Raw genomic sequence first — 12,757 nt, 5'->3', positions numbered from 1 at the left:
GATGGAGAAAATTTTGCAGGTGAACGATTTGCACATTTCTTTTGACATCCATGCCGGTGAAGTGCAAGCCGTGCGCGGCGTCACGTTCGACTTGTATAAAGGGGAGACGCTTGCGATCGTTGGCGAGTCGGGATCAGGAAAATCCGTGACATCCAAGGCGTTGATGCGCCTGTTGCCGACACCTCCGAGCCGGATTAAGCAAGGGGAAATTTTATTTGAAGGAAAAGACTTGACCAAGCTGTCGGAGAAAGAATGCAGTCGATCCGCGGTGCGAAAATTTCAATGATTTTCCAAGATCCGATGACGTCGCTCAATCCGACGATGACGATTGGAAAACAAATTATGGAAGCGATTTTAAAGCATCAAAAGCTGTCGAAAGACGAAGCGCGCAAACGGGCGATTGAACTGTTGCAGCTCGTCGGCATTAAAAACGCCGAGTTGCGCATGAAGCAATACCCGCACCAATTTTCCGGCGGGATGCGCCAGCGTGTTGTCATTGCCATTGCCTTGGCGTGCAATCCGAAAATTTTGATCGCCGATGAACCGACGACAGCGCTTGATGTGACGATTCAAGCGCAAATTTTGGAGCTGATGAAAGACATTCAGAAAAAGCTCGGCATGTCGATTATTTTCATCACCCATGATTTAGGGGTCGTCGCCAACATGGCCGACCGCGTGGCGGTGATGTATGCCGGGAAAATCGTGGAGATCGGTACGGTAGATGAAATTTTTTACAATCCGAAGCATCCGTACACGTGGGGGTTGCTGGCATCGATGCCAAGCCTTGATCATAAAGATACGGAGCTGTATTCGATTCCGGGTTCGCCGCCGGATTTGTTAAACCCGCCAAAAGGCGATGCGTTTGCGCCGCGAAATCCGTATGCGCTCAAAATTGACTACGAGCTTGAGCCGCCGATGTTCCAAGTGTCTGATACGCACTATGCGGCGACATGGCTGTTGCATGAAATGGCGCCGAAAGTGGAACCGCCGGCTATCGTGCGAGAGCGGATGGAACGGTTCGCTGACATCGTCGCCCGAAAAGGAGGGAAACCGCGTGGCTAGACAAAAGCTGCTCGAGGTGAAAAACTTAAAACAATACTTCCCAGCCGGCCGCGGTGAGGTGGTGAAAGCGGTCGACGGCGTCACGTTTGACATTTATAAAGGGGAAACGTTCGGCCTTGTCGGCGAGTCAGGCTGCGGCAAGTCGACAACGGGGCGGACGATCATCCGGCTCTATGAGGCGACAGACGGGGAGGTGCTGTTTAACGGGGTCAATGTTCACGGCAAAAAATCGAAAAAAGAGTTGAAAGAGTTAAACCGGAAAATGCAGATGATTTTCCAAGATCCGTATGCGTCCTTGAATCCGCGGATGACGGTCGCGGATATTATTGCTGAGGGCATCGACATCCATGGGCTGGCGAAAACGAAAGAAGAACGGATGCAGCGCGTGTATGAATTGCTTGAGACGGTTGGCTTGAACCGCGAGCATGCCAGCCGCTACCCGCATGAGTTTTCCGGCGGTCAACGCCAGCGGATCGGCATCGCCCGGGCGCTTGCCGTCGAGCCGGAATTCATCATTGCCGATGAGCCGATTTCGGCGCTTGACGTTTCCATTCAAGCGCAAGTCGTCAACTTGCTGAAGCGCCTGCAGCGTGAAAAAGGGTTGACGTACTTGTTTATTGCCCATGACTTGTCGATGGTCAAATACATCAGCGACCGGATCGGCGTCATGTATTTCGGGAAAATGGTCGAGCTCGCTGAATCGGAAGAGCTGTACCGCAATCCGATCCACCCGTACACAAAAGCTTTGTTGTCGGCCATTCCGCTTCCTGATCCGGAAACCGAGCGGACGCGCAAGCGGATCGTTTACGACCCGGCGCAACATGGCTACAAAGATGGAGAGGAACTTGAATTCCGTGAAATTACGCCTGGCCATTTTGTGCTTTGTTCGGAGGAAGAGTATAAGCGGTATCGGGCGATGTATACCTAGCAGAATAGAAAAGATCGCCTCTTTCATCGCCGCATGTGCAGACGATGAAAGAGGCGGCGTCCACCTATGCGCCTGTCTTGGCGCGTTATTTTTTTCCCCCGACGACTTTCCATCCTTGTTGGATGCGGCGAGAGGCCTCGACATGCTTTCCGCTTTTGTTTCGGCCGAACATCCGCTCCCCGATTGTGTTGCTGATGTTCCCCATCAATGCAGTGAGGACGACGATCAATGCCGAAGCAATGGCAAAGTCGATGAAATAGCCGGCCATCGGTTCTTCCTCCCTTTTCCTCTTCTACTTTGATTGTAGAGGATTTGCCTTCGCATTGGAAGAGGAAAGAAAATTGAATTTATCATCGAAAAACTATATCTTTCTTGGCTGATGTGTTGTATAATATATCATGTTAAAGTCATTTCAATTTGCAAACGATTGGCAAAGCGGCTGATCGCCAGACTGGCGTCCAGGCCGTGCCGCTGTGCTGTCAGACGTCAAACCGGCATAGCGGTGCACGTCTGTCGTGTGACGGACGAGGGAAGCAAGGGATTCCTTGTCAAAAGGAGTGATCGAAGTGGTCAAGCTATACACATCACCGAGCTGCACGTCATGCCGGAAGGCGAAGGCGTGGCTCGAGAAGCACAATATTCCTTATGTCGAGCGCAATATTTTCTCCGAGCCGCTCACGGTCGAGGAGATTAAAGAGATTTTGCGGATGACGGAAACGGGAACGGATGAGATTATTTCCACACGTTCAAAAGTATTCCAGAAGCTGAACATTAACTTGGAGTCTCTGCCGTTGCAAGATTTGTACGAACTCATTCAAAAAAACCCAGGCATTTTGCGCCGACCGATCATCATTGATGAAAAGCGGCTTCAAGTCGGCTACAACGAAGATGAAATCCGCCGCTTCCTGCCGCGCAAAGTGCGGGCGTATCAGCTTCGTGAAGCGCAGCGGCTGGTGAACGGGTAATAAAAAACTTCTACATGGTCTGCCATGTAGAAGTTTTTTATCATTTGCTTTATGCGGCGCGCGACCGGCGGTGGGCCGCCAAGCCGAGCAAAACGGCAAGAACGGCCGCCGCCATTGGAAACAGCGCCTCCCCATTCGGGGGGTAAAACGGGCGCAACCGTTCTTCGGCAGCGATCATCTTTCCAGCGGTGTATGCCAAGAGGGCGCCGCCGGCATAAATGAGGATTGGGAACCGTTCCATGGCATAAAGGATGATTTTGCTGCCTAAAATAATGATAGGAACGGAACAGAGAAAACCGAACACAACAAGTCCGATATGGCCTTGAGCCGCTCCAGCGATGGCGATGACGTTGTCAAGCCCCATGGCGACATCGGCGGCGACGATCGTCTGGATGGCTTTCCAAAGCGACGGTTCGGCTTTGATCATAGTCGGTTTTGCGTCTTTTTGCCCGATCAGTTTCAAGGCGATCCAAAAGAGGACGACGCCTCCAGCGAGCTGCAAGAACGGAATCGTCAACAGCCAAACGACGGCCACCGTCAAGACAATGCGAACAGCGATCGCCAGCGCGGTGCCGACAATAATGGCCACATTCCGCTTTTGTTCGGGCAAGTTGCGGCTTGCTAGCGCAATGACAACCGCATTGTCCCCGCCAAGAATGACATCAATCCCGATAATCAGCAAGATGGAAACGATGTATTCATCCACCATAGGCGTCCCTCATTCCGTCCGTGTTCATCATCATTATAGTAGGGCATGGCCGGTTTCATAACCAATTTTTAAAAATGCGTTTTTTTATTTCCCTTCTTTCGCTTTTTATCATAAAATAAAAGTACAAGATCATAAGTTTTTATTTAAATAGTTTCAGGGGCACAATCCCTTCCTTTTTTATTTCTCGGTTTTAGAAGGGAGAGTTGAGAAAATGGAAATCGAACGCATCAACGAGCATACCGTGAAATTTTACATTTCATATGTTGATATAGAGGAGCGCGGCTTTGACCGCGAGGAAATTTGGTACAACCGGGAACGAAGCGAAGAATTGTTTTGGGAAATGATGGATGAAGTTCATGGGGAAAGCGATTTTTCGCTCGATGGCCCGCTTTGGATCCAAGTGCAGGCGCTCGAAAAAGGGCTTGAAGTCGTCGTGACGAAAGCGCAGTTGTCCAAAGACGGAAGCAAGCTCGAACTGCCGCTTCCAGAAGAGAAATGGCGCGAGTTTTCGCTGTCAGCTGATGAAAAGGTGGAATCGCTGTTCGGCCACCATTTCCACTTTGGTCAAAACAGGGACGCCGAGGAGAGAGAAGAGCAAGATGTCCTTCAATTCATCCTTTCGTTCAAAGATATCGAGGATGTCATTTCCTTGGCCCATCGCGCTGACTTCTCTGAGTTGTCGAACCGCCTGTTCCAATTTGAAGGCCGCTATTACTTGTTCGTCGAGTTTGACGAGCACTACACCGAGCAGGAAGTGGACAATATGCTCAGCCTTCTGTTGGAATACGGAAGTGATTCCCAGCTGACGATTTATCGACTTGAAGAATACGGGACTGAAATTATGGGCGACAATGCACTGGAAACGATCAAAACGTATTTTCCAGCCCCATAATGTTTCCATTCCGCCGATTTCGCCGCCAGAAATCGGCGTTTTCTACGTTAGCGGAAGAAAAACGGCCATCAGGAAGAGCCGGGTGGAGGGGTTTTATTGCGAAACACATCGAGAGTGGCGATTCTCGTCGTCATTGTCGGCGCGTTGCTGGCATTGACGAACGGGTTTTGGGAAGGGAAGCTGCTTGGTCTTTTCAGCGTATTGATGTCTTGTTCCGTCATCTTTATCGCGCTGGTCATTTCTCTTGAGAATCGAAAGCCGGCGCAGACGATCGCCTGGCTGGCGGTGCTGGGGAGCTTTCCAATCGTGGGCTTTTTGTTCTATTTATTGTTCGGACGCAATTACTGGCAACAACGACGCTATAAAAAGAAAGCCGATTTTGATGAGGCGGTGCTGCTCAAGTTTCAAGAGCCGTCGCCGATTGCCGTCGAGCAGCTGCCGATGGCGCCCCATCAGCGTCCGCTTTTGCGTCTTGCTTATCGCATCGGCCAGCATCCGGTTTCACTCGCCTCGCAGACGGCGGTGTTGACGAATGGAGAGGAGACGTTTTCTTCTATTTTTGCTGAACTGGAAAAAGCGGAACACCATATTCATTTAGAATATTATATCGTCCGTCATGATGAAATCGGCCAACAGTTGAAGCGCGTCTTGATGAAAAAGGCGCGCCAAGGGGTGCGCGTCCGTTTTTTGTACGACGCCGTTGGAAGTTGGAAGTTGTCGAACGCCTATATCGAGGAGCTGCGCGCGGCTGGAGTGGAGATGATCCCATTTTCACCAGTGCGCCTCCCGTTTTTAAGCAACCAAATCAATTTCCGCAATCACCGAAAGATCATTGTCATCGATGGAGGCGTCGGCTTTGTCGGCGGGCTGAACATTGGAGATGAGTATTTAGGAAAAAACAAATATTTCGGATTTTGGCGCGATACGCACTTATTGATCCGTGGTGAAGCAGTGCGGACGCTCCAGCTCATTTTTTTGCAAGATTGGTATTACATGACAGGAGAACGCTTGTTGACGCCGGACTATTTGTCGCCGCCGCTCATCGTCGAGGAAGGGCAAGGCGGGGTGCAGCTCATTGCCGGCGGTCCGGACCAAAAGTGGGAAGTGATCAAACAGCTGTATTTTGCCATGATTACGTCGGCGAAACAATCGATTTGGGTTGCCTCGCCGTACTTTGTGCCGGATGAAGACATTTTGACGGCGCTCAAAGTGGCGGCGTTAAGCGGCATCGATGTTCGCCTGCTGGCGCCAAAGCGTCCGGACAAAAAAATTGTCTTTTACGCTTCGCGCTCGTATTTTCCCGAGCTGCTCGAGGCCGGGGTGAAAATTTACGAGTATGAAAAAGGGTTTTTGCACAGCAAAGTCATCGTCGTCGATGGCGAGCTCGCCTCGATCGGCACGGCAAACATGGATATGCGCAGTTTTCATTTAAACTTTGAAGTGAACGCTTTTTTGTATTATACCGACAGCATTCAGAAACTTGTCCGCGACTTTTTGGAAGATTTTTGCCACGCTTCCATAATCGATTACGAACAGTTTCAACAGCGCCCGTTTCGGGTGCGCATAGCGGAGTCGGTCTCTAGGCTGTTGTCCCCTTTGCTGTAATCAACCGTTTGACATCACATAGGGTGTCCCGAAAAGAGGCGGGACCCCTTTTTTGTCGTTGCACAGCATGTTTCGCTTAGGGGATATTCCTTCTTTAGTCAGTTTTTTTCGCTGCAACCCCGCTCACGGCAGGAAAAACAGCAATGGTTGGCGAATAGAGAAAACTTGGACGATGACCCGTGGGACACACGGAGATCGCTTGGGAGCGAAAGGCAGAACGCTCGGGTACGGGAGTGCTCCCAAGAATCCCAGGGCTTTAGCTGTGTAGAGCGTCAAAGAAGGAATGGGCATGTCTGCACCCGAAATCGGCCATTTTTTAGAAAAGGAAGTGATCGAGTTGTTTGTTGCTCTCTCAGTTGATGGCAGGACGGTTTCGCTTGCCGGGGCGGAACGATGGGAACGAGAGCGGCTGATGCGCCTGAAACGACAGGAACCGTTTTTTTGTCCCGCGTGCCGCCAAGAAGTGGTGCTCCGATCGGGCCGCTATCGTTTGCCGCATTTTGCCCATCGAAAAGGGGCGACCTGCCCGGTCGAGCACGAGCCGGAGTCGGAGCGCCACTTAACCGGTAAGCGAGACTTGTTCGCGTGGCTCATCCGCCAAGGCATCGAGGCGAAGCTCGAGCCGTATTTGCCCGCCATCAGGCAGCGCCCCGACGTGCTGCTCCGCCATGGCCCCTACCTTTATGCCCTCGAATACCAATGTTCCACGATCGACGAATCGCTGTTTTGTGAACGCAATGACGGCTACCGGCGCCTTGGCATCCGCCCGTTGTGGGTGTTAGGAGCCCATCATTTTCGACATTCGCCCAAATGCCTTGACGAAGTGCATCTCTCGCGTTTTCAATGGCTGTTTGCCCATCGTGCCCCACATTCAGCCGCTCCACATATATGGTACTACAGTCCAAAACGGAAACGATTCATCCGCCTTTTCCGTCCGCAACCGCTGTCCGTGCAGCGGGCGCTGGCCGCCGTTGATTCCCTTCCCCTTTCATCCCTTTCTTTCTCCGAGTGGATTGATTCTCGCCCGTTGCCGCTTCCGCCCGCGTTTTGGGAACGTTGGCTCGAACGCAAAAAGCAATGGCGGCGGACGTTTCCGCTGTATCCGAACCAAACCGTGCGCCGCATTTGTGCTGATTTTTACCAGGCGGGCATCGTTCCGCCGCTGTTTCCGACCGAAGCAGGCTGGCCGTTGCCGCGTGGATATTTGTGGGAAACGGCGCCGTTTATTTGGCAAACGTACGTGCTTTTGTTTCTTCTTGGCAAGACGGATCGGCCGATGACAGCATCGTCTTTATTTCAATGGCTTGACGAGAAAATCCGCACCGGCCGCCTCGCCCCGCGCCGGCTGCCGCTTGTCGGCCGGGATACGCATCGCGAGGCCGTCGGCGAGTATTTGCATTGGTTGAGCCTGCTCGGCTATCTCCATCGCGAAGAGGGCGGACGGCTTCATTTGGTGAAGCCGCTGTCGTTTCCGGCAACTGTCGACGAAGTGATTCGCCAAGACGCCGCGCTTCTTGAACAAATCGGCCAAACGCCAGCGCTTAGCTGCTATTGCTCGGCGCTTGAGTTCGGGAGAGTGGAAAAAATGAGCAGAAAACAGGAAAAGATGAACGAAATGGTGAATAATAATTCGTGTATGATGATTTTTAAGGAGGAAGGATGACGGTGGAAGAGAAGAAAACGAAAAAATCGCTCCCGTTGCGAAGCGAAATCCCTGTGGAAGAAACGTGGCGGCTTGAGGACATTTTTCCGACCGATGAAGCGTGGGAAGAAGAGTTCAAACACGTGAAGGCGATGATTCCGAAAATCGGCGAATACAAAGGACGGCTTGGTGAATCGCCGGAAGTGCTGTATGAAGCATTACAGTATCAAGATGACGTGTCGATGCGCCTCGGCAAGCTGTATACATACGCCCATATGCGTTATGATCAAGACACGACGAATTCATTTTACCAAGGGCTCGATGCTCGGGCGAAAAGCTTGTACAGCGAGGCCTCAAGCGCAATGGCGTTTATTGTGCCGGAAATTTTGGCGATCGATGAAACGAGATTGCGCACGTTTTTCGAACAATACGAGCCGCTTCGCTTGTATGCGCATGCGCTGGATGAGATTACGCGCCAACGCCCCCATGTATTGTCGGCAGAAGAAGAAGCGATATTAGCGCAGGCGGCCGAGGTGATGCAGGCAGCATCCAATACGTTCAGTGCGTTGAACAATGCCGACTTGAAATTCCCGGCGATCATCGATGAAAACGGAGAAGAAGTGGAAGTGACGCACGGCCGTTTCATCCGTTTTTTGGAAAGCATGGACCGCCGTGTCCGCCGCGATGCGTTTTACGCCGTATACCATACGTATGAGAAGTTTCAAAACACGTTCGCCAATATGCTTGCCGGTGCGGTGAAAAAAGACAACTTTTTCGCCCGCGTCCGCCGTTATCGTTCGGCGCGGGAAGCGGCATTAGACGCCAACAACATTCCGGAGAGCGTCTATGACAATTTGGTTGCCACTATTCATGAACATTTGCCATTGCTGCACCGGTACGTGCGGCTGCGCAAACGAGTGCTTGGGCTTGATGAACTGCATATGTACGACTTGTACACGCCGCTTGTTAAAGATGTGAAAATGGAAGTAACGTACGAGGAAGCGAAGCAGTACATGCTGGAAGGGCTCGCGCCGCTTGGCGAGGAATATGTGGCGATCGTGAAAGAAGGTCTTGACAACCGTTGGGTCGATGTGCGCGAAAACAAAGGAAAGCGAAGCGGCGCCTATTCGTCGGGAGCGTACGGCACCCATCCGTACATTTTGCTCAACTGGCAGGACAATGTGAACAATTTGTTTACACTTGTGCATGAGTTTGGCCATTCGGTGCACAGCTACTACACACGCAAAACGCAGCCATATCCGTACGCCCATTATTCAATCTTTGTCGCTGAAGTGGCGTCGACGTGCAATGAGGCGCTGTTGAACGACTATTTGCTGAAAACGATCGATGATGAGAAAAGTCGGCTCTATTTGCTCAACCATTATCTTGAGGGATTCCGCGGCACCGTTTTCCGCCAGACGATGTTTGCGGAGTTTGAGCATTTGATCCATCTGAAGGAGCAGCAAGGCGAGGCGTTGACGGCCGAGGCGTTGACGGCTCTTTATTACGACTTAAATAAAACGTATTTTGGCGATGATATTGTCGTGGACAAAGAAATCGGCCTTGAGTGGGCGCGCATTCCGCATTTTTATTACAACTACTACGTGTACCAATACGCGACCGGCTTCAGCGCGGCGACTGCACTCAGCAAACAAATTTTGGAAGATGGCGAACCGGCGGTGAGACGATACATCGACTTTTTGAAAGCCGGCAGCTCTGATTACCCGATTGAAGTGTTGAAAAAAGCCGGCGTCGACATGACGAGCGCCGAGCCGATCCGCCAAGCGTGCCAAGTGTTTGCTGAAAAGCTGGAAGAGATGGAGCGGTTGCTTGAGAAATGAAACGAATGCGGCGTTACAGCCGCATTCGTTTGGACGGAAATCCACGAAACTGATGGCGGCGGTTCCATGTTACCACCAACCCGAGCAAGGAGAGAAACAAAAGCGGCATGGTCGCCCAAAGCGGAAGGAGCTGCATGAGGCCCAACAAGTTCAGGATAAAGGCGGCAGTGGATGCCGCCGCCCAAAGGGATAAGACGATGCGCTGCTTCATGGCGATGGCCCCCTCTTCCCATTTGCTTTAGTTGATTATATGCTGTTTGTCTGCTTGATCATGACGCAGGGCGAATTATGACAATAATGTGAACAAACGAGCAAACGGGTTGCCAATTGGTTGGACGTTTGGTAAGATAAAAGCGTGAACGGAAGACAAAACCTGATACCCCTTTGTTTGACCGTGAACAATTTCTCCCATCCCCTTTGTTGTCTTGGCAACAAGAAAACAAGAAAAAGCCCGGCTGACGCCGGGCTTTTTCTTGTGCCCATCCCTGCTGTTAGGGGCGAGCATCATCGATATAGCGCCAAAATGTTCCGTGTTTGACGGGCACCCGCTCCACTTTTTGCTTTAGCTGCAGCTTTTTCATTTCCGTTTCCGCTTCTTGGATCGTCCAGTTGTATACAACGGCAACTTCCTGTGTGGCGACGAATTTAAAATGGCTTAAAAATGATTCCAGCGGAGGAGGAGAGGACGGTTCAGGATGGAAGCCGAGCATTTCAGCGATCAATTCGACGTAGATGTCGTACGGATAGCATCCGGAAATTTTAATGCCTTCGTCTTCGATGTTTTCGTTAAACAACACAAGCGTCGGAATTTCATCGACGTCCATTTCCGAGGTGATTTTTAAATCGCATTGGAACGCTTTCGCTGCTCCTGGCGAGTGCATATCGCGCAGAAATTCATCGACATCCAAGCCCGCTTCAACGGCGCATTCGGTGAGCACTGACAAATCAGCGACATTTTGTTTTTCGAGAAAGAGTTGTTCTTGCAGCTTGCGCAAAAAGCGAAGGCCAGCCCGCTTTCCTTGCATTTCCGCCGCTTTAATGGCGAGTGATGGAGCGAACGGGCTCGAAATCCGATTTTCCAGCCAAACGCTTCCATCGCATGACATACCGGTGCGGCAAGCCGCCCACTCCCACGCTTTTGCCATTGCCTCCGGCTTCGTTCCTTTGCGCGCGCTCCATGTCGCCCATGTTCCGCTCAATATGTGCCTTAAGGTAAAAAAACGGCCGTATTCGATCGTCAATTTTTTAATGACTGGTTCAAGCCCCCAGCATTCCGGGCATAAAGGATCGATAAACAAATACAGCTCGAGCGGTTTGTTCGTGTTGCCTAGCGGCTGGGAAGGGTGGCAAGTTGATGTCATCTTCCCAGCAAACTTCTCACTCAAGGGTATGCTCCTTTCTGTCCAGATGATCCGGGGTATTGACCATATGATGGGCGGTGAGCACAAGCCGGTGATAAAACTGTTCGCGCGCCGGACCGGACAAGCCGATTTCGTCCATGGCCGCCCGCATGCAGGCCAGCCACGCTTCCGCCCGCTTCGGCGTGATTTCAAAGCGGAGATGGCGCGCCCTCAGCATGGGGTGTCCATGCTCCGCCGTATAAAGCGGCGGCCCGCCTAAATATTGCGTTAAAAATTGCTTTTGCTTGCGGGCGGTTTCCGTCAAATCATCAGGAAAAATGGGCTTTAAGTCGGGATGTGCAGCCACGCGCCGGTAAAATGCTTCGACAAGCTTCACAATCGTTTCCTCTCCGCCGATCGCCTCATAAAGAGTTTGCCATTGTTCTCCCATCGCGGATGCTCCTTTTGCTTGAGACTCATTCGTTGTCGTTTGATAGCTATTTTATCAGCAGCACGCATGGATCTCAAACAAAGTGACTCGAGCGCCGCTCGTTTATGTGCGGTAGCTTTTCAACACGCGTTCGACATACGCCCGCGTTTCGGCAAACGGCGGCATGCCCCCATAGCGGTCGACGTTTCCGGGCCCGGCGTTGTAGGCGGCCAAGGCGAGAGTGATATTGCCGCTGTACCGGTCAAGGAGCTGGCGCAAATATTTTACGCCGCCGTCGATGTTTTGCGCCGGGTCAAGCGGATCGTTGACACCGAGCATTTTCGCCGTGCTTGGCATGAGCTGCATGAGTCCAAGCGCTCCAGCTGGGCTTTTCGCATCAGGACGGAAATTTGACTCATGGCGAATGACGGCGCGGATGAGCTGCGGGTCAACATCGTATTTTTCCGCTGCCGCTGCAATCAAAGCATCGACGGAAGAAGATGATTGGGTTGCGGCGCCCGTTTTATGTTTGAGCAGGGCGCCGCTGTGGCCGGCGGGCGCGGGAGGCTGACCGCCTGAGGCGGCTTGAGGCGCCTCGGCAGATGATTCCTCCCCCGGCTGAGAGATTCGGCAAGCAAGCTTGCAAACAAGGATGGCACGGGCGATGGCAACAGGCTCGAGCGCCCGGATGAGAACGCATCGAGCGCCTGCCATTCAACGAGCAGCTTTAATGGCGAAACGGTCATCGTCTTTCCTCCATTTCCTTCTTGCGGGCGTAAAAGCGGGCGATTTTGTTTGGCGCCGGGCGGCGCGGAATGCCAAGCGCCCCAAGCAGGCGCAAAAACCGCTTTTCACCCGTTTCCACGTGATCCACTTCATATTCAAGTTCGTAATCTTCGCTTTGCAAGTAACGGTTATGGTCAAGGCATAACGTGCCGCCTTCATGCGGCCATTCAGCGCGGTCGGTGACAAGGGAGCCAAAGCAGCGCACCTCGTGTGGATTGATGCCCATTTCCGACAGCAAGACAGCGATCGTTCCGCGCAATGGCGCGCCTGCGAGCAGCGCCTCAGCCTCGGATGGCGTGATCGATTCGTGCGTCTCGAGAAGCGCCCCGTCCGCACGTGTTTGTTTCAGCGTCAACGTAAACCGCCCTTCTTTCGCCCGGATGCGAAGCGCCGCCGCCTGCTCTTTTAGAGCGAACGAAGAGGTATCAAAGTAATAGTTTTCCTGGCGGAAGAAAGCCCCATCATCAAGGCCGAAGGCGGCGCGCACAGTCGCGAACTCCGCTGCCGTCAACAAGTTTTTCAGTTCGATTTCAATTTCTTGATGCATCGTGAATCTC

Annotated in this window: 13 protein-coding genes and 1 pseudogene; 7 read left to right on the top strand and 7 right to left on the bottom strand. The window is 52.1% G+C overall.

What is annotated here, in order from left to right; translation table 11 throughout:
• Position 1 precedes the first annotated feature (1 nt).
• Positions 2-1,062: pseudogene (locus BJQ97_RS13070) on the top strand (ABC transporter ATP-binding protein).
• Positions 1,055-1,990, top strand: a complete 936-nt coding sequence (locus BJQ97_RS13065; protein ID WP_160156909.1) for an ABC transporter ATP-binding protein — start codon at positions 1,055-1,057, stop codon at positions 1,988-1,990. The pseudogene BJQ97_RS13070 and the gene BJQ97_RS13065 overlap by 8 nt, the downstream one beginning before the upstream one ends.
• Positions 1,991-2,075: 85 nt before the next feature.
• Here the strand turns inward: BJQ97_RS13065 and BJQ97_RS13060 are convergent, their stop codons facing one another.
• Entirely contained in the window at positions 2,076-2,258 is a 183-nt protein-coding gene (locus tag BJQ97_RS13060) for a hypothetical protein (protein WP_011230317.1), read from the bottom strand.
• Positions 2,259-2,556: 298 nt separating this feature from the next.
• On the opposite strand from BJQ97_RS13060, the gene spxA reads away from it, so the two are divergent.
• Positions 2,557-2,955: a transcriptional regulator SpxA gene (spxA, locus tag BJQ97_RS13055; RefSeq protein ID WP_044732058.1), complete on the top strand. Its 399-nt coding sequence runs from the start codon at positions 2,557-2,559 to the stop codon at positions 2,953-2,955.
• Positions 2,956-3,004: 49 nt separating this feature from the next.
• Here spxA and BJQ97_RS13050 read toward each other — a convergent pair whose 3' ends face one another.
• Positions 3,005-3,664: a TerC family protein gene (locus tag BJQ97_RS13050; RefSeq protein WP_044736088.1), complete on the bottom strand. Its 660-nt coding sequence runs from the start codon at positions 3,662-3,664 to the stop codon at positions 3,005-3,007.
• 211 nt (positions 3,665-3,875) lie between these two features.
• On the opposite strand from BJQ97_RS13050, the gene mecA reads away from it, so the two are divergent.
• From mecA to pepF, 4 genes are all read left to right on the top strand, one after another.
• A complete protein-coding gene (gene mecA, locus BJQ97_RS13045) occupies positions 3,876-4,556 on the top strand; it encodes an adaptor protein MecA (RefSeq protein ID WP_160156908.1) in 681 nt (226 codons plus the stop codon).
• 96 nt (positions 4,557-4,652) lie between these two features.
• The gene (gene cls, locus BJQ97_RS13040) at positions 4,653-6,161 is read left to right on the top strand and encodes a cardiolipin synthase (protein ID WP_160156907.1); all 1,509 of its coding nucleotides are present in this window, start codon (positions 4,653-4,655) and stop codon (positions 6,159-6,161) included.
• 289 nt (positions 6,162-6,450) lie between these two features.
• Positions 6,451-7,824: a competence protein CoiA gene (locus BJQ97_RS13035; protein ID WP_160156906.1), complete on the top strand. Its 1,374-nt coding sequence runs from the start codon at positions 6,451-6,453 to the stop codon at positions 7,822-7,824.
• Entirely contained in the window at positions 7,821-9,644 is a 1,824-nt protein-coding gene (gene pepF, locus BJQ97_RS13030) for an oligoendopeptidase F (protein WP_160156905.1), read from the top strand. The genes BJQ97_RS13035 and pepF overlap by 4 nt, the downstream gene beginning before the upstream one ends.
• A gap of 13 nt (positions 9,645-9,657) precedes the next feature.
• On the opposite strand, the gene BJQ97_RS13025 is transcribed toward pepF, so the two are convergent.
• From BJQ97_RS13025 to BJQ97_RS13005, 5 genes are all read right to left on the bottom strand, one after another.
• Positions 9,658-9,855: a hypothetical protein gene (locus BJQ97_RS13025; protein ID WP_160156904.1), complete on the bottom strand. Its 198-nt coding sequence runs from the start codon at positions 9,853-9,855 to the stop codon at positions 9,658-9,660.
• Positions 9,856-10,135: 280 nt separating this feature from the next.
• On the bottom strand, positions 10,136-11,029 hold the full coding sequence (spxH, locus tag BJQ97_RS13020; protein WP_160156903.1) for a ClpXP adapter protein SpxH: 894 nt from the start codon (positions 11,027-11,029) through the stop codon (positions 10,136-10,138).
• Complete coding sequence (locus tag BJQ97_RS13015; RefSeq protein ID WP_160156902.1) at positions 11,022-11,435, bottom strand: globin domain-containing protein; 414 nt, start codon at positions 11,433-11,435, stop codon at positions 11,022-11,024. The genes spxH and BJQ97_RS13015 overlap by 8 nt, the downstream gene beginning before the upstream one ends.
• Positions 11,436-11,537: 102 nt before the next feature.
• Complete coding sequence (locus BJQ97_RS18080; protein ID WP_328718581.1) at positions 11,538-12,128, bottom strand: lytic transglycosylase domain-containing protein; 591 nt, start codon at positions 12,126-12,128, stop codon at positions 11,538-11,540.
• A 28-nt stretch (positions 12,129-12,156) separates the two neighbouring features.
• Positions 12,157-12,747 (bottom strand): CYTH domain-containing protein, encoded by a 591-nt coding sequence (locus BJQ97_RS13005; protein WP_160156901.1) that lies wholly within the window; start codon positions 12,745-12,747, stop codon positions 12,157-12,159.
• Positions 12,748-12,757 lie beyond the last annotated feature (10 nt).

Origin of the sequence: Geobacillus sp. TFV-3 (assembly GCF_009901865.1) — a bacterium.
GTDB classification, from domain to species: Bacteria; Bacillota; Bacilli; order Bacillales; family Anoxybacillaceae; genus Geobacillus; species Geobacillus thermoleovorans_A.
This window is presented reverse-complemented; position numbering and strand designations above follow the sequence as displayed.